Consider the following 21,417-nt stretch of genomic DNA (forward strand, 5'->3'; position numbering starts at 1 on the left):
CTGACCGTGCTGGTCACCGACAGCGCCGCCGTCGACGCGGTCGAGGCCACCGGCGCCAAGGCCGAGGTCGTCGACCACGGTATCGAGGGCCTCGAGGAGATCGTCGACGAACTCAACGAGTCCAACGCCAAGTCGGGCGTCGTCGGTTGGTACCCCGACGTGGCCGGTGACACGGTCGTCCTGGAGGTCATGGAAGGCTCCGAGGCCGACGTGGACGCCCTGCTCGCCGAGACCGGGGTCGACGCCGCCGACGTCACGGTGGAGACCACCACCGAGCAGCCCGAGCTCTACGCCGACATCATCGGTGGCCTGGCCTACACCATGGGCGGACGTTGCTCGGTCGGCTTCGCCGCCACCAACTCCTCCGGCCAGCCCGGATTCGTCACCGCCGGCCACTGCGGCAGTGTCGGCACCGGCGTCACCATCGGTAACGGCCGGGGCGTCTTCGAGCGTTCCATCTTCCCGGGCAACGACGCCGCCTTCGTCCGTGGCACGTCCAACTTCACCCTGACCAACCTGGTCAGCCGCTACAACTCCGGCGGCTACGCCACGGTGTCCGGGTCCTCCGCGGCCCCGATCGGCTCCCAGGTGTGCCGCTCCGGCTCCACCACCGGCTGGCACTGCGGCACCATCCAGGCCCGCAACCAGACGGTGCGCTACCCGCAGGGCACCGTCCAGGCCCTGACCCGCACCAGCGTGTGCGCCGAGCCCGGTGACTCCGGTGGTTCCTTCATCTCCGGCAGCCAGGCCCAGGGCGTCACCTCCGGTGGCTCGGGCAACTGCCGCACCGGTGGCACGACCTACTACCAGGAGGTCAACCCCATGCTCAACAGCTGGGGCCTGCGTCTGCGCACCTGACCTGATCCGACCCCACCAGCGGTGACCCCCCACCGCGAACATCCCCCGACGTCCCCGTCCGCATCCGCGGGCGGGGACGCCCATGTTCGAGGCATGGAACGAAGAACATGAGCATCGGATGCGTGCCCACCTTCATCGGGTGGGCACGCGTCCGACACACGAGGGGTCAGCCCTTGCGTTCCCCACCACCCAGCGTCGCGACCAGGTCGGCGGCGGTGGGCGAGGAGTCCAGCAGCGCCCCCACGTGCTCCTTGGTGCCACGGAACGGTTCCAGGGTCGGTACCCGCTGGAGCGAGTCGTACCCGGGCAGATCGAAGATGACCGAGTCCCAGGAGGCCGCGGTGACCTCATCGGAGTACTGGGCCAGACAGCGCCCTCGGAAGTAGGCTCGGGTGTCCTCGGGCGGTTCGGTGATGGCCCGGGTCACCTCGGCTTCCTCCACCAGGCGCCGGATCCGGCCACGGGAGGCGAGCCGGTTGTAGATGCCCTTGTCCTGACGCACATCGGAGTACTGCAGGTCCACCAGTTGCAGACGGGGGTGGGACCATTCCAACCCATCCCGGGAGCGATAGCCCTCCAAGACCTTGAGTTTGGCCACCCAGTCCAGTTCTTCGGCCAGGTCCATCGGGTCCCGTCCCAGCCGAGTCAACACCGACTCCCACAAGTCCAGGACATCGGTGGTCTCGGCGTCCACATCGGTACCGAACCGATCCTCCACGTACTTGCGGGCCTGGTCCAGGTACTCGCCCTGCAACTCCAGGGCGGTCATCCGTCGCCCGTCCCGCAGCCGTACCCGGTGGGTGAGTCCGGGGTCATGGGAGATGGCCCGCAGGTCCGCCACGGACGTCTCCAAGGACAGGTCATCGCGCAAGAAACCGTCCTCGATCATCGACAGCACCAGCGCGGTCGTCCCCATCTTCAGGTAGGTGGAGACCTCACTCAGATTGGCGTCACCGATGATCACGTGCAGACGTCGATACCGGTCCGGATCGGCGTGCGGTTCGTCCCGTGTGTTGATGATGGGACGCTTCAGCGTGGTCTCCAGCCCGACCTCCACCTCGAAGAAGTCGGCCCGTTGGGAGAGTTGGAAGCCCGTCCCCTGCCCGTCGGAGCCGATGCCCACCTTGCCCGCGCCGGTGACCACCTGACGAGAAACGAAGAACGGAATGAGGTGCCGGACGATGTCCCCGAAGGGCGTCGACCGATTCATCAGGTAGTTCTCGTGGCAGCCGTAGGCGGCACCCTTGTTGTCGGTGTTGTTCTTGTACAGTTGCATCGGCTCGATACCGGGGGTGGCGGCGGCCCGGGCCGCCGCGTCGGCCATCACCCGTTCCCCGGCCTTGTCCCACAACACCGCGTCCCGCGGGCCGGTGACCTCGGGGGCCGAGTACTCCGGATGGGCGTGATCCACGTACAGGCGCGCGCCGTTGGTGAGGATGACGTTGGCCAGCCCCAAGTCCTCATCGGTCAGCTGGCTGGGGTCGGCCACCTCACGCGCCAGATCGAACCCGCGCGCGTCTCGCAACGGGTTCTCCTCCTCGAAATCCCAACGGGCTCGCCGTGCTCGGGCCGCCGAAGCGGCAAGGTAGGCGTTGACCACCTGGGTGGAAGTGACCATCGCGTTGGCCCCGGGGTTTCCCGGCACGGAGATCCCGTATTCGGTCTCGATACCCATAATCCGCCGCACACTCATGCTCATGAGGTTATCCCCCAAGGCGACGTCTTGAACGCTTCCACTCCAATTGTGGCCCAAGTGCCGTCTTCCCGGGCGTTTCGAATGGGTTCCGACCGGAACGTCATCGCAGACCACAGCCGCTTCACACGGATTCATCGATACGAAGGACCGATTCGGTCCGCCCACGACCGGGGCCCACCGGTACCTACCGGTGGGCCCCGAATGGCCGTATTCGCGAAGAGAAACCTACAGGTACTGGCCGGTGTTGGCGACGGTGTCGATGGACCGACCGGAGTCGGCGCCCTTCTTGCCGGTCACCAGGGTCCGGATGTAGACGATCCGCTCCCCCTTCTTACCGGAGATACGTGCCCAGTCGTCCGGGTTGGTGGTGTTGGGAAGGTCCTCGTTCTCGCTGAACTCATCGACGCAGGCCTGCATCAGGTGCGATACCCGAATGCCCCTGGACTGGTTGTCGATGAAGTCCTTGATGGCCATCTTCTTGGCACGCGAGACGATGTTCTCGATCATCGCACCGGAGTTGAAGTCCTTGAAGTACAGGACCTCCTTGTCACCATTGGCGTAGGTGACCTCCAGGAAGCGGTTCTCCTCACCCTCGGTGTACATCCGCTCCACGACCCGCTGGATCATGGCGTCCACCGTGGCCTTGGTGGATCCTCCGTGCTCGGCCAGGTCCTCCTCGTGCAACGGCAGGTCGTCGGTGATGTACTTGGCGAAGATGTCGCGGGCCGCCTCGGCGTCGGGCCGCTCGATCTTGATCTTGACGTCCAAACGTCCGGGCCGCAGGATCGCCGGGTCGATCATGTCCTCACGGTTGGAGGCGCCGATGACGATGACGTTCTCCAGCCCTTCGACACCGTCGATCTCGCTGAGCAGCTGCGGAACGATGGTGTTCTCCACGTCGGAGGACACACCCGAACCACGGGTGCGGAAGATCGAGTCCATCTCGTCGAAGAACACGATGACCGGGGTGCCCTCGGAGGCCTTCTCCCGAGCCCGCTGGAAGACCAGGCGGATGTGCCGCTCGGTCTCACCCACGTACTTGTTGAGCAGCTCCGGGCCCTTGATGTTGAGGAAGAAACTCTTGCCGACGTCCTTGCCGGTGCGCTCGGCGACCTGCTTGGCCAAAGAGTTGGCCACCGCCTTGGCGATGAGCGTCTTACCGCACCCGGGCGGACCGTAGAGCAGTACGCCCTTGGGCGGGCGCAACTGGTGCTCGTAGAACAATTCCTTGTACAGGTAGGGCAGTTCGACCGCGTCGCGGATCATCTCGATCTGCCCCGACAACCCACCGATGTCGGTGTAGGCGATGTCGGGGACCTCTTCGAGGATCAATTCCTCGACCTCGGACTTGGGGATGCGCTCGTACACGTACCCCGACCGGGGTTCGAGCAGCAGCGAGTCCCCCGCACGGATCGGCTCGTCGCGCAGTGGTTCGGCCAGGCGAACGATCCGTTCCTCGTCGTGATGCGAGATGACCAGGGCTCGCTCGCCGTCCTCAAGGATCTCCTTGAGCATCACGACCTCACCGACGGTCTCGAAGGACTCCACCTCGACGACGTTGAACGCCTCGTTGAGCATGACCTCCTGGCCCGGCCGCAACGCCTCCAGATCCACTGAAGGACTGACGTTGACCCGCATCTTGCGGCCGTTGGTGAAGATCTCGACGGTCTCGTCTTCGCGAGACCCTAGGTAGACGCCGAAGCCCGACGGCGGCTGTGCGAGCCGGTCGACCTCCTCTTTGAGCGCCACGATCTGCTCACGCGCCTCCTTGAGTGTGGAGACGAGGCGTTCGTTCTGCCCGTTGGCCGCGGCGAGGTCGGCTTGGGCCTCCCGCAACCGTTCCTCCAGCAAACGTACGTGTCGAGGTGAGTCGGCGAGCTTACGCCGAACCAAGCTGAGTTCCTTTTCCATGTAGGAGATCTGGGCCGTGAGTTCAGCGACTTCACGGTCCCGATCACTTTGACGCTCGTCTTCGCGCTCGGCCACGTCCGCCACCTCCCTATGAGAAGGACGACTACTCGAGGTCCTACCTACCCTGCGTGATTCCTAACCCCTCGGCTCCGGGAGGTGTCGTGGACCTCATTCTCACGTCTTGCGTCACCGCAGGTCAAAGGAGCGGCGAGGGGCTCGACGTAATGAGAAAGTAACCTCGGCGGCGGGGTCGGGGCAAGCCTTGTCCACGTGTTTCTCCGGCCCGATCCTCCCTAGAGGACGACGAAGCCCGCCCCGAAGCAAAGCTCTTCCGGAGCGGGCCGACTCGCCCTTTCGGTCCCTAATCCGCCGGCCGTTCCACCTCCTGGGCGAGCGGGCTCCGCTCGTCCTTCCCCTCTTCTTCGTCTCCGCCGGACCGGGCCCCGCCGGACCCCGCCACGGCCCGGGCCACCTCGTAGTCCTTGCCGTAGGCGCCCTTGGCCGGACGGCGCCGCCGTTCGGGGGCCTCCACACCGTCGGCCAGCCGCCGTGCCACCACCAAGAACCCGGTGTGCCCGATCATGCGGTGGTCGGGGCGCACCGCCAGCCCTTCCACGTGCCAGGTGCGCAACATCGTCTCCCACGAACGCGGTTCATAGAAACGTTCGTCCTCACGCAGTTCCTCCACCACCCGGGACAGCTGGGTCGTGGTGGCCACGTAGCAGCACACCAGTCCGCCGGGGATCAACGCCTTGGCGACCGCGTCCAAGCACTCCCAGGGCGCGAGCATGTCCAGGAAAACCCGGTCCACGTCCACCTCGTCGAGCTCCTCGACCAGGTCTCCCACGGTGAGCTTCCACGCCGGATGCGGCCCGCCATGGAAGTTCTCCACGTTCTTGCGGGCGATCGCGGCGAAGTCGGCACGACGCTCATAGGAGTGCACCATGCCCTTCTCCCCCACCGCACGCAGCAACCAGTTGGACATGGCGCCCGAACCCGCGCCGGCCTCCACCACCCTGGCACCGGGGAAGATGTCGGCCTCGACCAGGACCTGGGCGGCGTCCTTGGGGTAGACGATGGTGGCTCCACGCTTCATCGAAAGCGTGTAGTCGATGAGCAGGGGGCGCAACGCCACGTAGGCCGTACCGGTGTTGGAGCGCACCACGCTGCCCTCGGGCTCACCGATCAGGTCATCGTGTTCGACCTTGCCCTTGTGCGAGTGGAAGGCACCGCCCTGACGCAGGGTGATGGTGTGCATCCGCCCCTTGGGGTCGGTCAACTGCACGGTGTCGCCATCGGTGAAGGGGCCGCGGCGGCCATGGATACCGGTCAACGTCGTTCTCGTCTTCCCACGTCGCGTTCGGGCTGAGCAGTCGTCCAGCGTATCGGCCCCACGACACCACCACGAACGTGTCCGAACCACCCGCCAAGCGTGCGAAATCCCGCCTGGTCGGGCAGGATCAGGCGTGTGGTGACCCCACACACCTGACCGGCGCACGAGGACCAGCGGGGGACGGACCCATGTCACAGCCGAACACGGGCCTGGGAATCGACATCGGCGGCAGCGGCATCAAGGGCGCCCCCGTCGACCTGGACTCCGGTGAGTTCCTTCGGGAACGACTCAAGATCGCCACTCCGGAGCACTCCGATCCCCAGACCCTGGCCCACGTCGTCGCACGTATCGTCTCCCACTTCCCCGAGGCCGCCGGCACTCCTGTGGGCATCACCTTCCCCGGAGTGGTGCGCGAGGGCAGGGTGGACACCGCCGCGAACCTGCACGAGTCGTGGGTGGGCACCGACGCGACCACCCTGTTCTCCCGCGCCCTGGGCCGCCCCGTACGGGTCCTCAACGACGCCGACGCCGCCGCTGTGGCCGAGACCCGTTACGGCGCCGCCCAAGGAGTACGGGGCAGCGTCCTGCTCACCACTTTGGGCACCGGGATCGGCAGCGCCCTGGTGGTGGACGGCCGGTTGGTGCCCAACACCGAGTTCGGCCACCTGGAGATCGACGGATACGACGCCGAGACACGCGCCTCCTCCGGCGCCAGGAAGCGCGACGACTTGTCCTACCGCGTGTGGGCGGTCGAACGGCTACAGCGTTACTACCGGGTGGTCGAGGATCTGGTGTGGCCGGACCTGATCGTGGTGGGTGGCGGAGTCAGCCGCAAGGCCGACAAGTTTCTTCCGCACTTGGACATTCGTACCCCGATCGTGCCGGCCAAGCTGCTCAACACCGCGGGCGCGGTCGGTGCGGCACTGGCCGCCGTCCAGGACGCACCAGAGCATTGACGAAGAACACTCCCGCCCTCGAAGAGGGGGTGGGCGCCTGGCTTCACGCGGGGACGGCACACCAGGCGCCCGGGGGTGGAGGCCACCGCCCCGGTCACGCTCCGGGACGGCTCTCGGGTGTCGGGCGGGTTCGAGGCCCGCGCAGAGGGGGACTGGCTTGCGGGCCTGATCCGAAACCGCCCCACACCCGCAGACCGTGCCCGTGCACGGCCCGTCGCGCACGTGGACCGGGGCCCACGCGTGTTCGTGTGACGGCCACACTCGGTGACCGACGACTCCTTCACTGTGCCCCATGCCGGAAGCCACCGAGAGCCACTATGCGGATCACGCATCACGTCTTCTTTTCCACACATGGCCACCTGGAGACGTCGAACTCCCTAACCTAAGCTCATGCCTCAATCCGACGGCCCTCCCCAGGACCTGTGGACCCGACCACGTATGGCCGCCGCGCTGGCCACCTGCGACATACCGACGGTCATCGAAGGCGTGCGCGCCGCGCGCGGCTGGTCCCAAGGCGACCTGGCCAGAGCACTCGCCTACTCCCAGAGCTGGGTCTCCCGGGTCGTCAACCGACAACAGTCCCTGACCATCGACCAGGTCCAAGACCTGGCCCGACGACTCGAGATCCCCCTGCACCTGCTCCGCTTCGGCGATCACGCGCACGCGGGGGGCCTCGACCGGAAGGAGGTGGCTCCCACGAGACGTCGCGACTTCGGCAAGGCCGTCATCGCGGGCGGCCTCATCGCCTCGACCCCGCACGCCTTCACCCATCACGAGGCCCACCACGACATCGACCACACGACCGCGGGCTCCCTACGGGCCATCACGGGCGGTCAGCGTCGCATGGAGGCCACCTCACCCGCACGCCACCTACTGCCCGGCGCGATATCGCACGTGCATCTGGCCGAGCAAATGCTCACGAACGCGCGTGGTACCCCCTTCCACACCGAACTCTGCGCCGCCGCGGCCGAAGCCTCCGGGTTCGCCGCCTGGCTCAACGCCGACCTCGGCGACATGGGCTCGGCCCGCATGCACTACCGCACCGCGGTGATCCGGGCTCGCCAGGCCGGCATGCGCCTGCTCGACGTCTACATGCTCGGTTCCCTGGCCGCCTTCGAGATCGAAACCGCCGAGGACCCCGAGCTCGGCCTCGCCCTGCTCCAAGAGGCCGAACACGTCCTGGGACACGACTCCCACCCCACCGCACGCGCCTGGCTGGCCTGCGTCGGTGCCCTCGCCCACGCCGGCATCGGAGACCGCGTGGCGGCCGGCCGCGCCATTGGCCGAGCCGAACGCGAGGTAGCCGACCCCGACAACGCCCACCCGCCCTGGCCCTGGGTGTTCGCCTTCGATGAGGCCAAGGTCGCCGGATACCGGGCCCGGGCCGCCGTACGTCTGCGCAGTCCGTACGAGGCCCGCGCCGCCTTCGCCGAAGCCGTGCATCCGCCCTCGCGCAACGCCAAACAATCCGCCCTGCTCAAAGTCGAACTGGCCGGTGCGCACGCCGAAGCCGGCGACGTCGATGAAGCCTTCCGTCTGGCCCGAGAGGCCCTCACCACCGGGGTGCGCTTCTCCTCCGAACGCGTCGTGGGTCGCGTCCGCTCCTTCCGCAGGCGCTACCACGGCCCGATCGCCGACTGTGTCCGAGAGTTCGACGGCCGATTCGCCGGCCTCGTTACCGATGTCCCCCGTGGTGGGTAGAACCCCGCGAAGGAGAACGAACAGGAGATCGTGTGATCCGCATCGGCATCACCGGGCACCGCGACCTCACACCCCGAGTCAGCGGGCACGTCGCCGAACTCCTCAAGGCCCGGCTGGAACCCTACGGACACGCCGTGGTGGGCCTGTCCTGCCTCGCCGACGGCGCCGACACCCTCTTCGCCGAGGCGATCCTGGCCGCCGGCGCCTCCCTGGAGGCCATCGTCCCGGCCTCCGGGTATCGCGAGGCGCTTCCCGCCCTCCACCACCCCGTCTACGATCGGCTCTTGGCCCAGGCCACCCTCGTCCACGAACTACCGCACGCCGTATCCGACCCGCACGCCCACATGACCGCCGGCCGCCTGTTGGTCGAGCGAAGCGACCGGCTCTTGGCCGTCTGGGACGGGCAGCCCGCGCGAGGTCCCGGCGGCACCGCCGACGTGGTCGCCTACGCCCACGCCTTGGCCCGTCCCGTCACCACCCTGTGGCCCCAGGGTGCCCGGCGTTGAAGGACGCCGCCCCGGACCGAGGGCTCAGGCCCGTCTCCCACGTCCCGCCATAGCGGCGTTGACGTCGATGGCCCGCAGCACCCCGAACACCCCGCCATCCTCGGCCAGCACCAGGTATTCGGGCAACGAATGGCGTGTGAGCTCGGCCAACAATTCCTCGCCCTCCGACTCCACCGACACCCACGCATGAGTGGTCAACGCCCGAGCCACGTCCGAAACCGGCACCCAGGCCCGGCGCGCGCCGGCGATCGCCTCGGCCGCCGCAGGGTGCACGATCGACATCGGTGTCCCTTGGGAGTCGGCCACCACCACCGCCTCCGCACCCGCCTCACGGGCCCGCACGTCCGCCTGCGCCAACGGCAGATCCGCCGGCACCACCACCGCCGGACGGGCCAGTTCACGGGCGCGCAATCCCGGTACCCGTGCCCGTACCCGTGCGTTGCTCAACGCTTCGGTGGCTCCCATCCACATGAATCCGCCCAGCACCAGCCCCCACACCACGGCCCACGGCCCCGGAGCATCACCCGCGCTCCACGCGAACAGGAACGGCAGCGCCACCACGCCCAGAGCCAGCACCCGACCGCCCCAGGCCGCCACCACGCTGCCGACGTAGGCCCTGCCGGTCAGCCTCCACACCCCGGCCCGCAACAACCGGCCACCGTCCAACGGCAGCCCCGGAAGCAGGTTGAACACCCCCACCAACAGGTTGGCGACCCACAACTGGAACAACAGTTCACCGGTGACGGTGAACGGGTCCGCCCACCGCGCCAGCGTGAACGCGCCCACCGCCAACAGCAACGACAGCAGTGGCCCGGCGAAGGCGATCCAGAACTCCCGTCCGGGGGTGGGCGCCTCCCGGTCGATCTCCGACACCCCACCGAGCACGTACAGCACGATCCGACGTACCGGCAGCCCGTACCAGCGTGCCACCACCGAGTGCGCCAACTCGTGCACCAGCACCGACGCGTACAACAGGATCGCGAAGACGAACGCCAACAAGTACGCCGAGGGCCCCAACGCCAGCCGCGCCTGGACGATACCCCCGTACACCAAGGTGATCAGTACCGCCACGATCCACCACGAGGAGGTCACGTAGACGGGGACCCCGAAGGGCCGAGCGAGCAGTAACCCCGGTTTCTTGGAACGCTCGACGGGCCGGGTCTCAAAAGGATCACTGCCGTTGGTCACGGAATCCACACTATGACCCCACGGGCACGGACCACACGCGGGCCACGAGTCATAGGCTCAAGGTATGACCACCGTGCCGCTGCCGACCGCGCTCTCGCCCTCCCGAGCCTCCGACTTCCTCCAGTGCCCGCTGCTGTTCCGTTTCCGCGCCATCGACCGGCTCCCCGAGGCCCCCAGCGCCGCCGCGCTGCGCGGCACCCTGGTCCACGCCTGCCTGGAGCGCCTCTACGAACTACCCGCGGAGACCCGCACCCCTCGCACCGCGCTGAGCCTGGTCGAACCACAGTGGAGCAGGATCCGGAAGAAGAAGCCCCAGGTCGCCGAAGAACTCTTCCCCAATGACGAGGGCCTGGACGCATGGCTCTCCTCCGCCCGCGACTTGGTGCAGCGCTACTTCGAACTGGAGAACCCCACCCACCTGGAACCGCGCGAGCGCGAGATGCGCCTGGAGGTGTCCTTGCCCACCGGTCTTCGTCTGCGTGGCTACGTCGACCGGCTGGACGTGGCACCCTCCGGCCAGATCAGGGTCGTGGACTACAAGACCGGAAAGTCACCCCACCCCCGTTTCGAGGACAAGGCCAAGTTCCAGATCTTCTTCTACGCCGTCATGATCTGGCGCGACTTGGGCGTGGTCCCCACCCGTCTCCAACTCATCTACCTGGGTGACGGATCGGTGCGTTGGTACGATCCCACCGAGGACGAGCTCGCCGCCGCCGAGGCCGAGATCGGTGACATCTGGGCGCGCATCGAGGCCGCCGGCCGCGCCGGACGCTGGGACCCCAAACCCAGCAAACTCTGCGGTTGGTGCGAACACCAGGCCCTGTGTCCGGAGTTCGGGGGGACCCCGCCCCCGCTGCCCACCGCCTGACCTCACCACCCCATCGATACGACGGAATCGGCCCGTGCCCGTTTCAGTACTCCTGGTCGATGACCAGCCACTCGTTCGCGCAGGCTTTCGTATGATCCTGGAGTCCTTTTCCCACCTGTCGGTGGTGGGCGAGGCCTCCGACGGCCGCGAGGCCGTCCGCGCCGTCCGCGGTCTGCTTCCCGACGTCGTCCTGATGGACCTGCACATGCCCGGTACCGACGGCGTCCAGGCCACCCGGGAGATCCTCACCTGGGCACGTTCCCTCGATCACCACGTGCGCGTTCTGGCCCTGACCACCTTCGACCAGGACGAGTACGCCATCGAGGCCTTGCGCGCGGGCGCCTCCGGTTTCCTGCTCAAGGACATACCCCCCGGCGAACTGGTGGCCGCCATCGACATGGTCGCCGATGGCTCGGCCGTGATCTCCCCCACCGTGCTCGGTCGACTCCTGGACCACTTCGTCCCGCTCCTGCCCGAACCCGCGCCCGAGGCCGCCCAGGACCCCCTCTCCGACCGTGAACGCGAGGTCCTGCGCCTGGTCGCGCGCGGTTGGTCCAACTCTGAGATCGCCGCCCACCTTGTCCTGGGCGAGACGACCGTCAAGTCACACGTGGGTAACATCCTCACCAAACTCGGTCTGCGCGACCGGGTCCAAGCGGTGGTGTACGCATATGAGAACGGCCTGGTCCGTCCTGGTCGAAACCCACCCGGAGCCGGAGCTTGAGCGACGTGTCGGCCCTCATGCCCTCTCGGGGACGGCGCGTCGGCCGGTGGTGAGGTAGTCGGGCGTTGACAGGATGGCTCCGGTGACCGAACTCACCGGAGCGAAGGCGCGAGGCAGGCGAACCCCGGGCCCCGGCGGAGCGTCTCCCACCGGATGTCCGGGCCACAACACCGCGGGGCGCGGGCGACGGGGAGGAAACGGAGTACAGCCATGCCGAGCAAGCGGGGGCGGTCGGGGCCGCCGAGCGAGGAGCTCATGCTCAGCCGGATGCGCGACTGGCGCGCCGAGCACGAGAGTGAACTGACCCCGGACAACCTCGACGACGACGAGGACCTCAAGCTGCCCGACGCGCGGGCCATCAACCTGGTTTTGCGCGTGGGAGAACTCATGCTGGCCAGTGGTGAGAGCACCGAGGCGGTCAGCGAGGCCATGCTGAGCCTGTCGGTCGCCTTCGACCTGCCGCGCTCGGAGGTCTCGGTCACCTTCACCACCATCTCGTTGTCGACCCACCCCGGTGGAGACAGTCCACCGGTGACCGGGGAACGGGTGGTGCGCCGCCGTACCCTGGACTACTTCCGCGTCAACGAACTCCACACCCTGGTCCAACAGGTCGCCCTCGGACTGTTGGAGTTGGAGGACGCGGCCGCGCGGTTGAAGCAGATTCGTCGGGCCCGCATGCCCTATCCGAACTGGTTGATCGCGGTGGGTTTCGGGCTCATCGCCTCCAGCGCCAGTCTCATGGTGGGCGGTGGCCTCATCGTGGCGACCGTGGCCTTTTTGGCCACCGTGCTGGGCGACCGCACCGCGGTCTTCCTCGCCGTACGGGGGGTCGCGGAGTTCTACCAGATGGTCGCGGCCGCGGTGGTCGCCTCCTCCATAGGCGTGGCCCTGCTGTGGGTGAGCACCACCCTGGACCTGGGGCTACAAGCGGGCGCCATCATCACCGGGAACATCATGGCCCTGTTGCCCGGTCGCCCTTTGGTCTCCAGCCTCCAGGACGGTATCAGCGGCAGTTACGTCTCCGCGGCGGCGCGCCTGCTGGAGACCTTCTTCACCCTGGGGGCGATCGTCTCGGGTGTGGGCGCGGTGGCCTACACGGCGGTACGCCTGGGTGTGAACATGGACTTGGACAACCTTCCCTCGGCGGGCACCTCCCTGGACGTTCCCGTGCTGGTGGGGGCGGCCGGGATCGCCATGGCGTTCGCGATCTCCCTGGCGGTACCCCCGCGCATACTGCCGGCCATCGGGCTCATGGGGGTGATGATCTGGCTGATCTACGCGGGCCTGCGAACACTGTTGGAGGTCCCCCCGGTGGTGGGGACCGTCGCGGGCGCGGTGGCCGTGGGTGTGGTGGGTCACTGGTTGGCCCGCCGCACCCAAAGGCCGGTGTTGCCCTATCTGATCCCCTCGATCGCCCCGTTGCTGCCCGGCAGCATCCTGTATCGAGGCCTGATCGAGATCACCCAGGGCTCGGCGGTGTCCGGGCTCCTCAGCCTGGCGGAGGCGATCATGGTCGGGCTGGCGTTGGGCGCCGGGGTCAACCTCGGTGGCGAGTTGGTGCGCGCGTTCCAACGCGGCGGGCTGGCCGGCGGAGGAATGCGCAACCGCCCGGCGGCACGGCGTACCCGAGGCGGTTACTGACCCGGGGTCGGGTGTGTCCGAACGCGGCCACGCCCGACATGGAACGGACGGAACCGGCACACCGGGAACCGGAGTCTCCCCTGTCGAGGGCGGACAAGGAGAGAGTGGCTTCTTTGTCGGGCCGAATCGGCAGCAGCATGTGACGTGAGCCACTATTGTTGGTTTCCATCCACACACGATCGAAAGGGTCCCGTCCATGTGCGACCATCAGCCACCCTGCCCGTCCTTCGAGGACACCGACCGCGAAGCCGCGCGAATCGTCTCCAACCATCCCGAACAGGGGTGGAGTCTGCTCTGCAACGGTGTCGTCCTCTTCGAGGACACCGGTGAACTGCTCCCCGACGGAGTGATCGTCGCCCCGCATCGTCCTCGCGTGGCCGCCTGAGTCTCGTTCGTCACGGCCCGTCCGGCCATCCCTCGGGGAGTACGTCCTCCCCCATGACCTCGCTCAGTCGACGCCGGAAGTCCGTGTGCAGGTCCGCTCCCCAGACCAGTTCACCGGGGGTGCGCAGCGCCTGTTCCATGGCACCGCGCAACGCGGCCGGACGTGACTCTCCCTCCACCACCGGCACCGCCAAGAGGCCGTGCATACGGGTGAGGACCGCGAACAGTTCTCCCGCGAGCGCGGGCGCGCTGGCGGTGGCCACGGCCTCCTCCAGGTAACCCTCCCACCAGGGCTCGGGCATCTCCTCGCCGTGCTCGTCCCAGGGCCGAGCGAAGGGGCGACGCAGCCGCCACCTGACCTCCTCGGCGATGTCGGCGTCATCATCGTCGATCCCGCTGCGCCACACGCGCGCGGCCTCGTCGGGTTCCCCGCGCAGGGTGAGCAGACCGGCCAACAACTCCACCGCGGCGCCCGCGGTTCCCGGCCGCGGTCTCCAAGAGGCACCATCGGTCTCCAGGGCTCCGGAGTCGGCGATGGCCGCCACGTCGGCGATGGCGTGTTCCAGGTGGGTGGCGGCCCGCAGCAGCCTCAGCCCGGGGTCGTCGCCAACGGCCAGCCCTCGTTCGAGTGTTTCCGCGGCGGCCTCGGGCCGCCCCCGTTCCAGCAGGCGTTCGGCCAGGTCCCGGGCGGCGTCCTGCACCGTGGTGGCGTGCAGGCGACTCATCGGTTCGTCTTCGGACGGCAGTTCCAGAGCCGCTTCCCAGTGTTCCTCCGCCTCGGTGTGCTCACCACGCAGCTCGGCCTCCCTGGCCAACCCGTAGCGGGCCACCGCCGTGTAGGCGGGTCCGCCCAGTTCGAGCAGATGTCGCCACACCCGGGCGGCCTCGCCGTGGGCGTCCTCCTGCTCCAGGGAGAGTGCCAAGTGGTAGGCGGCACGGGGCGCGTAGCGGGGATCGCCGGTGGCCACGGCCTCACGAGCGGCTTCGCGGGCGGCGGCCAGGTCGCCGCGTTGGTCTTGAACCACGGCCAGGCCCATCAGGGCACGGGCTCGCACCCTGGTGTGGGGGTCGGCGTCCACCGCCTTCCGGTAGAGCTTGGCGGCGCGTTGGAGATGACCGCTCTCGGCCAGATCGCGGGCTTGCTCGCACAGGCCGGCGGCGTCACCTCCGTGAGCGACCGTCTCTTCCGTGTCCTCGGGATCGGTGGCCTGTGGAGGGGGATCCACGGGGCCAGAGCGTGCGGGAGGTCCGGACGTCGGGGTCATCGAGTTCTCAGGGCGCAGCACCCGGACGTTCCGGCCGGGGAGAGCCCCTACCTCCTTCTGATTCCGCTTTCCATGGGGGCGAGGACCGCGCTGTGGGGGCGCGGGGATCGGCTGCTGGCAACTCTAACGCGCGCTTGTTCGACGCGATCGGCGTCTCGGTGGCGGATGTGGATTTCCAGCCGACCAAAAGCAACATCTTTACGACGTAGATTCATATATGTCCGATATAAGCGGGGTGTCGGGTCGATCCGACACCCCGCTGCTCACGCCCGCGGCCCGAAGGTCCTCGACCCTCAGATCTCGAAGGCCTCCGGCGGCGGGCAAGAGCAGACCAGGTTACGGTCACCGTAGGCCTGATCGATCCGCCCCACCGGCGGCCAGTACTTGTCCTGACGCAACGACGGCAGCGGGTAGGCCGCCTCGGAACGGCTGTAGCCGCGTCCCCACTCGTCGGCGGTCAACGCCTCGGCGGTGTGCGGAGCGCCCCGCAACGGGTTGTCCTGGGCGTCCCACTCACCCTTGGCGACCTTGTCGATCTCGCCACGAATGGCGATCATCGCCTGGATGAACCGCTCCAGCTCCGCCAGGTTCTCGCTCTCGGTGGGCTCCACCATGAGCGTGCCGTTGACCGGGAAGGACATGGTCGGCGCGTGGAACCCGTAGTCCATCAGGCGTTTGGCCACGTCCTCGTTGCTGATACCGCTGGTCTTTTGCAGCGGACGGATGTCGATGATGCACTCGTGCGCGACCAGGCCGCCCTTACCGGTGTACAGCACCGGGAAGTAGGGCTCCAAACGCTTGGCGATGTAGTTGGCCGACAACACCGCGGTCTCGGTGGCCGAACGCAGTCCCGGCTCCCCCATCATCCGCACGTACGCCCAGGAGATCTGCAGGATGCCCGCGGAGCCGAACGGCGCCGCCGAGACCGGACCGACCCCGGTGTGCGGGCCCGCCTCGGGCTGGCCGGGATGGTTGGGCAGGAAACCGGCCAAGTGCGAGCGGACCGCGACCGGGCCCACGCCAGGACCGCCACCGCCATGCGGGATGCAAAAGGTCTTGTGCAGGTTCAGGTGACTGACGTCGGCACCGAATTCCCCAGGCTTGGCCCAGCCCACCAGGGCGTTCAGGTTGGCGCCGTCCACGTAGACCTGACCACCGGCCTCGTGCACCAAGCGGCACACGTCGGTGATGGTGTCCTCGTACACACCCGCGGTGGAGGGATAGGTGACCATGATGGCCGCCAACTCCTCGCGGTGCTCATCGATCTTGGCGCGCAGGTCGTCGAGCTCGATGTCGCCGTCGTCGGCACAGGCCACCACGGCTACTCGCATGCCCGCCATGACCGCGCTCGCCGCGTTGGTGCCGTGCGCGGAGCTGGGGATCAGGCACACGTCACGGTGGCCCTGCCCGCGTGAACGGTGGTAGCCGCGAATGGCGAGCAGGCCGGCGAGCTCACCCTGGGAACCGGCGTTGGGCTGTAGGGACACCGCGTCATAGCCGGTGACCTCGGCCAACCAGGCCTCCAGGTCACGAATGAGGGCCACGCTGCCGGCCGCCTGGTCGAGCGGGGCGAACGGGTGCAGTCCGGCGAACTCCGGCCAGGTGATGGACTCCATCTCGGCGGTGGCGTTGAGCTTCATGGTGCACGAGCCCAGCGGGATCATCGTGCGGTCCAGCGCCAAGTCGCGGTCGGCCAGGCGACGCATGTAACGCAGCAAAGAGGTCTCGCTGCGGTGGGTGTTGAACACCTGGTGGGTCAGGTAGTCGACGCCACGGACCAGGTCGGCGGGCAGGCGATCGGCGCCCTCGTCCACACTCACCGGGCCACGGTCAAAGCCACGGTCGGCCTCGCCGAAGGCGGCCAAGACCTTGCCCAAGATCTCCACGCTCGTGGTCTCGTCCACACTCACACCGACGGTGCGATCATCGACGGCGAGCAGGTTGATCCCCGCCTCCAGGGCGCTCTCCAGCACCCGAGCGGAGCTGGGCACGCGCACACGCAGGGTGTCGAAGTAGGCGGAGTGGACCACTTCGAAGCCACGCTTGCCGAGGGCGTCGGCCAAGGCCACGGTACGGGTGTGCACCTGCCGGGCGATGGCGCGCAGACCCTCGGGTCCGTGATAGACGGCGTACATGCCGGCCATGATGGCCAGCAACACCTGGGCGGTACAGATGTTGCTGGTGGCCTTCTCCCGCCGAATGTGCTGCTCGCGGGTCTGCAGGGCCAAGCGGTAGGCGGGCTTGCCGGCGTTGTCCACGGACACACCGACCAGACGGCCGGGCAACTGGCGACGCAGCTTCTCGCCCACGGACATGTAGCCGGCGTGCGGGCCGCCGAAACCGAGCGGCACACCGAAGCGCTGGGTGGAACCCACCGCGATGTCGGCTCCCAGTTCGCCAGGGCTGCGCAGCAGGGTCAGGGCGAGGACGTCGGCGGCGACCACGGCCAAGGCACCACGCTCGTGCGCTTGGGCGATGATGGCGCTCGGGTCGCGCACCACACCGCTGGAGGCCGGGTACTGCACCAGAACACCGAAGGCCTCCCCCTCGGGCATTCCCTGGGTCAGATCGGCGACCACGACCTCGATGCCCAAGGGCTCGGCGCGGGTGCGCAGGACCTGAAGGGTCTGCGGAAAGACATCGGAGTCGACGACGAACACGTCGCCCTTGACCTTGGAGGCGCGCCGGGCCAAGGTCATGGCCTCGGCCGCGGCGGTGGCCTCGTCCAGCAGGGAAGCGCCGGTGATGGGCAGGCCGGTCAGGTCCGAGACCGCGGTCTGGAAGTTCAGGAGGGCCTCCAGGCGCCCCTGGGAGATCTCCGGCTGATAGGGCGTGTAGGCCGTGTACCAGGCCGGGTTCTCCATGATGTTGCGCAGGATCACCGGCGGAGTGAGGGTGTCGTAGTAGCCCAGTCCGAGCAGCGAGGTGTGCGGGCGGTTGCGATCGGCCAGAGCGCGTAGTTCGGCCAGCGCCTCGGCCTCGCCGATGGCCTCGGGCAGATTCAGCGCAGCGCTGCGGCCGGGACCGGTCAGGATGGACTCGGGTACGGCGGCGGCCATGAGCTCGGCGGTGGAGCCATGACCCACGGTCTTGAGCATCTCCGCCGTCTCGGCGGGGCTGGGGCCGATATGACGGTCGGCGAAGGCCCGGGCCGGCGCTCCCGCGCCTGGGACGTGCGACGGGTCAGTCACGGAGACCTCCTGGTGACAGGGCCGATTCGATCGGCGGTGTTCCTCACGGTCTCCCCCTCTGTCACCGGGCACGACCGCGCCCAGGCTTCAGAGCGGCCTCCTTCGCGCGGTCCATGGTGCCTGAGAGGTTACTGGGGAGTATTGCCCCGTCGGCGCCCCGTTACCGAGGTCTCTCCCGCGCGGTATCAACAGCCTGCTGACGCTCTGTACATGTATGCAAGCAGGGAGAATGTCGGGTTTCATCCCTGTTGTGAATACGACCGTACTCGATCGGACCCCCGAACACCGCGTCAGGGCACACCTTTGCCCCGATCTTCCAGAGCTCCACCAAGCGCGAAAGGAGCCGAGGACACGGAGGTCTCCGTTCGGGCGCCCCAACACGTTTCAAGCGTCTCCACCGGCCGCCGCACCGATGCGTCGAAAGGTGAACGCTCGGGCGGCGAGGGGAGAAGCCAAGGCCTGGAACGAACACGGCCCTCAGCCGGTACGGCGTTCCCGGCGGCGGCGGGCCAGTTCGTCGACCGGTTGGGGGGCGGGGGCGGGCAGGTCCGTGCGGGCCTCCGCCGGAACGATCCCCAGGACCTCCTCCAACTCACGGGCCACATTGGCCAACGCCAGACCGAACATGCCCTGGCCACGTTGCATCAAGTCCACGACCTCTTCGGGGGAAGTGCACTCGTAGACGCTCACACCATCGCTCATCAGGGTGATACGGGCCAACTCCCCGGCGGGGCGGCCACGAAGATGGTCCACTGCCGTACGGATCTGTTGCAGGGAGATCCCGGTGTCCAGGAACCGCTTGGCCACCTTGAGCAACAGGATGTCCGGGAGACTGTACAGAGGGGCATTGTGGGCTCCCGTGCGCACGCTCGGCTCCACCAGACCGGTCCTGGCCCAGTAATCGAGCTGTCGATAGGTGATCCCTGCGGCCGTACACGCCGCTGGGCCCCGGTATCCGACGTCCATAGGCAGCGCCATCACGTCCTCTTCGCACAGTAGGCCCTGCTGCCCCGCCAGCCGCAGCGCGGACCGCCTGTCATGGGGATCCCGCTCGCTGCTCGCTACCGCCACGCCGACCTCCGGCTTCTCGTCCCACGGCGGCATCGACAGGGGAAAGTCCACTCAGGGAAAGGGCGCACCGTGGGTTTCACAGCACTGACGGTAGGACGGCACCCGGGCAGCGTCAACGAAGCCGCCCGGCGCGTCGCCAAGTACGCGCGGTGACGGCTCCACCCGAGCGGCTCCTCTCGCGTTTCGAGGGGACCGAGGGTTTCGGCTATGGTCTCCACGACCATTTCCCTAGCCCAATCTACCACTGACTCCCACGATGAAGACGCAGGTCACAGCCGTTTCCTTGGTCGTGTATCTGGCGACTCCGACCCCGAACAGCCCATCGGGGCCCGCGTCAGGCGCGGACCCCGTCCGTGTGATCAGGTACTACGCCTGCCGAAGTCCTCGGGCGAGATGTTGTCCAGGAACTCCCGGAACGCCTCGACCTGGTCCTCCTGCTCGTCCGGTATGGGCATGCCGGCCTCGTCGATCACGTCCTCGTCCGCGTAGATCGGGGCTCCGGTGCGCAGGGCCAAGGCGATGGAGTCCGAGGGGCGTGCGCTGACCTCCACCCCGTTGCTGAAGACGAGTTCGGCGTAGAAGATGCCATCGCTCAACCCGGTGATCCGCACCGTCTCCAGACCCGTCTCCAAGGCTTCGAGGACGTCCCGGAACAGGTCGTGGGTGAGTGGGCGGGCCGGTGCGACTCCCTGCTGAGCCAAAGCGATGGCGGTGGCCTCCACACCGCCGATCCAGATCGGCAGGTAGCGGTCACCCTCGGATTCCTTGAGTAGGACAATCGGCTGGTTCGAGGGCATCTCAACCCGGACGCCGACGACCTCCATGTGTTTCACAGCGTCTCCGTCCCACGAGTCGTCATGCCGGATGGGCGCTCGTTCCTGTTCCCAAGCGGACCAGGACCCGAGGGCGAAATCGGCACCCTTCGTTACAAAACTCTCCGGTGGTGGAAGGCCGCAAACCTGCTGCGCCCTCCCACCACCATCGACCGTGGTCAACGATCCGTCATCGGCGAGGCTTGGTCAGCAGGACCATGCGGAACTTGCCGATCTGGATCTCGTCCCCACCGCCCAGCTCGGCCTCGTCCACCGGTTCCCGGTTGACGTAGGTGCCGTTGAGGCTGCCCACGTCACGGACACCGAATCCGTTACCGCGACGGAAGAACTCCACGTGGCGCCGGGAGACGGTGACGTCGTCGAGGAAGATGTCGCTGTTGGGGTGGCGCCCCGCGGTGGTCACGTCGCTGTCCAGCAGGAAACGGCTCCCCGCGTTGGGGCCACGGCGGACCACGAGCAAGGCGGTGCCCGGGGGTAGAGCGTCGGCGCCGGCCGGGTCGTCGCGGCCGAGCTCCTCACCCGAGTCCTCTTCCTCCAGGGCCTGTATTCCGGAGATGGAGATGGTCGAGGTGACATCTCCCGCGGAGTCTCCGCCCGGGTCGGGCCGAGGGCTCTGCTGTTCGGCCCTACGGATGGGAGTTCCACAGTGGGAGCAGAAACGGGCATCATCCGCAACGGCGTGACCGCACTGCGTGCAGTAAACGCTCGACATAGGTCGGCTCGGCCTCCTACCGCACGGGGCGGTGCTTGATTCGGCTGATCGGTGGCGCGCTCCGGACGTAGGACGGACACTGTGTCCGCCCACGGCCCGGAACACGGCGGGACGCTCCACTGTCGCTGCAGCGGACCGCCCCACACGGTCGGTCGCTAGGTCTCATCCCCCGTGTTTTACTCCTTGTCACCCTTTGTTGGGCATCCGCCGTTGCCGGGATCCTCCAAGCGGTCGGTGACGCGGTGCTTCAGGGAACACTCGACTTTAAACCATATCCCTGTCCAGACAGGGTTTCGCTCCCCCCGGGCCCGCCATGAGCACCCCTTTGAGAGGATCTGCGACGAGGGCCGATCGGGTCGGCACCCGGGGCGCCGCCGTATCGCCGGTGAAGCCCGTGGGAGGAACCAACACCTGCTTTGGGAACAGATGCCACGACCGCGGGTTTGGTTCTGTCGCGTACGGGGCGAATTCCCCCAAATTTCCAGACCATGGGATGACCTGGCGGTTCGGGCAGGTTCATGCCCGACACTCCCGGGCCGGGTGGGTGCGGACGGCCAGACCGCCCCGCACCCACGCCTG

At 67.9% G+C, this 21,417-nt stretch carries 17 protein-coding genes and 1 riboswitch; of the genes, 8 read left to right on the top strand and 9 right to left on the bottom strand.

Annotated elements, in window-relative coordinates; translation table 11 throughout:
* On the top strand, positions 1 to 858 hold an 858-nt coding region (locus tag D472_RS0112855; RefSeq protein WP_017604891.1), incomplete at its 5' end, for a S1 family peptidase.
* Positions 859 to 1,024: 166 nt separating this feature from the next.
* Here the strand turns inward: D472_RS0112855 and dop are convergent.
* The 3 genes from dop to D472_RS25425 all read right to left on the bottom strand — a co-directional run bounded on the left by dop (position 1,025) and on the right by D472_RS25425 (position 5,798).
* The gene (gene dop / locus D472_RS0112860; protein ID WP_033303722.1) at positions 1,025 to 2,551 is read right to left on the bottom strand and encodes a depupylase/deamidase Dop; all 1,527 of its coding nucleotides are present in this window, start codon (positions 2,549 to 2,551) and stop codon (positions 1,025 to 1,027) included.
* Positions 2,552 to 2,779: 228 nt separating this feature from the next.
* Positions 2,780 to 4,549 (bottom strand): proteasome ATPase, encoded by a 1,770-nt coding sequence (gene arc, locus D472_RS0112865; protein WP_083903457.1) that lies wholly within the window; start codon positions 4,547 to 4,549, stop codon positions 2,780 to 2,782.
* 277 nt (positions 4,550 to 4,826) lie between these two features.
* Complete coding sequence (locus tag D472_RS25425; RefSeq protein ID WP_017604894.1) at positions 4,827 to 5,798, bottom strand: tRNA (adenine-N1)-methyltransferase; 972 nt, start codon at positions 5,796 to 5,798, stop codon at positions 4,827 to 4,829.
* A gap of 188 nt (positions 5,799 to 5,986) precedes the next feature.
* On the opposite strand from D472_RS25425, the gene ppgK reads away from it, so the two are divergent.
* The 3 genes from ppgK to D472_RS0112885 all read left to right on the top strand — a co-directional run bounded on the left by ppgK (position 5,987) and on the right by D472_RS0112885 (position 8,961).
* Positions 5,987 to 6,754, top strand: a complete 768-nt coding sequence (gene ppgK / locus D472_RS0112875) for a polyphosphate--glucose phosphotransferase (protein ID WP_017604895.1) — start codon at positions 5,987 to 5,989, stop codon at positions 6,752 to 6,754.
* 438 nt (positions 6,755 to 7,192) lie between these two features.
* Positions 7,193 to 8,455 (top strand): helix-turn-helix domain-containing protein, encoded by a 1,263-nt coding sequence (locus tag D472_RS0112880; RefSeq protein ID WP_017604896.1) that lies wholly within the window; start codon positions 7,193 to 7,195, stop codon positions 8,453 to 8,455.
* Positions 8,456 to 8,487: 32 nt separating this feature from the next.
* The gene (locus tag D472_RS0112885; protein ID WP_017604897.1) at positions 8,488 to 8,961 is read left to right on the top strand and encodes a hypothetical protein; all 474 of its coding nucleotides are present in this window, start codon (positions 8,488 to 8,490) and stop codon (positions 8,959 to 8,961) included.
* Between the two features lie 24 nt (positions 8,962 to 8,985).
* Here D472_RS0112885 and D472_RS0112890 read toward each other — a convergent pair whose 3' ends face one another.
* Positions 8,986 to 10,149 (bottom strand): site-2 protease family protein, encoded by a 1,164-nt coding sequence (locus tag D472_RS0112890; RefSeq protein WP_033303726.1) that lies wholly within the window; start codon positions 10,147 to 10,149, stop codon positions 8,986 to 8,988.
* 64 nt (positions 10,150 to 10,213) lie between these two features.
* Between D472_RS0112890 and D472_RS0112895 the strand changes: the two genes are divergently transcribed.
* From D472_RS0112895 to D472_RS0112910, 4 genes are all read left to right on the top strand, one after another.
* Positions 10,214 to 11,017: a RecB family exonuclease gene (locus tag D472_RS0112895; RefSeq protein WP_017604899.1), complete on the top strand. Its 804-nt coding sequence runs from the start codon at positions 10,214 to 10,216 to the stop codon at positions 11,015 to 11,017.
* Positions 11,018 to 11,051: 34 nt separating this feature from the next.
* Complete coding sequence (locus D472_RS0112900; protein WP_026117642.1) at positions 11,052 to 11,741, top strand: response regulator; 690 nt, start codon at positions 11,052 to 11,054, stop codon at positions 11,739 to 11,741.
* Between the two features lie 210 nt (positions 11,742 to 11,951).
* Complete coding sequence (locus tag D472_RS0112905; RefSeq protein WP_239642964.1) at positions 11,952 to 13,382, top strand: threonine/serine exporter family protein; 1,431 nt, start codon at positions 11,952 to 11,954, stop codon at positions 13,380 to 13,382.
* A gap of 196 nt (positions 13,383 to 13,578) precedes the next feature.
* Positions 13,579 to 13,767: a DUF5999 family protein gene (locus D472_RS0112910; RefSeq protein WP_017604902.1), complete on the top strand. Its 189-nt coding sequence runs from the start codon at positions 13,579 to 13,581 to the stop codon at positions 13,765 to 13,767.
* Between the two features lie 10 nt (positions 13,768 to 13,777).
* On the opposite strand, the gene D472_RS0112915 is transcribed toward D472_RS0112910, so the two are convergent.
* The 5 genes from D472_RS0112915 to D472_RS0112940 all read right to left on the bottom strand — a co-directional run bounded on the left by D472_RS0112915 (position 13,778) and on the right by D472_RS0112940 (position 20,838).
* Positions 13,778 to 15,031: a tetratricopeptide repeat protein gene (locus tag D472_RS0112915; RefSeq protein WP_026117644.1), complete on the bottom strand. Its 1,254-nt coding sequence runs from the start codon at positions 15,029 to 15,031 to the stop codon at positions 13,778 to 13,780.
* 293 nt (positions 15,032 to 15,324) lie between these two features.
* Positions 15,325 to 18,222, bottom strand: a complete 2,898-nt coding sequence (gcvP, locus tag D472_RS0112925; protein ID WP_026117645.1) for an aminomethyl-transferring glycine dehydrogenase — start codon at positions 18,220 to 18,222, stop codon at positions 15,325 to 15,327.
* A 97-nt stretch (positions 18,223 to 18,319) separates the two neighbouring features.
* Positions 18,320 to 18,410, bottom strand: a riboswitch (glycine riboswitch).
* Positions 18,411 to 18,699: 289 nt separating this feature from the next.
* On the bottom strand, positions 18,700 to 19,188 hold the full coding sequence (locus D472_RS0112930) for a MerR family transcriptional regulator (protein ID WP_083903458.1): 489 nt from the start codon (positions 19,186 to 19,188) through the stop codon (positions 18,700 to 18,702).
* Between the two features lie 464 nt (positions 19,189 to 19,652).
* Positions 19,653 to 20,126, bottom strand: coding sequence for a bifunctional nuclease family protein (locus D472_RS0112935; protein WP_017604907.1), 474 nt, complete (start codon positions 20,124 to 20,126; stop codon positions 19,653 to 19,655).
* A 169-nt stretch (positions 20,127 to 20,295) separates the two neighbouring features.
* Positions 20,296 to 20,838, bottom strand: a complete 543-nt coding sequence (locus D472_RS0112940) for an FHA domain-containing protein (RefSeq protein ID WP_017604908.1) — start codon at positions 20,836 to 20,838, stop codon at positions 20,296 to 20,298.
* Positions 20,839 to 21,417 lie beyond the last annotated feature (579 nt).

Origin of the sequence: Nocardiopsis alkaliphila YIM 80379 (assembly GCF_000341005.1) — a bacterium.
Lineage (GTDB): Bacteria > Actinomycetota > Actinomycetes > Streptosporangiales > Streptosporangiaceae > Nocardiopsis > Nocardiopsis alkaliphila.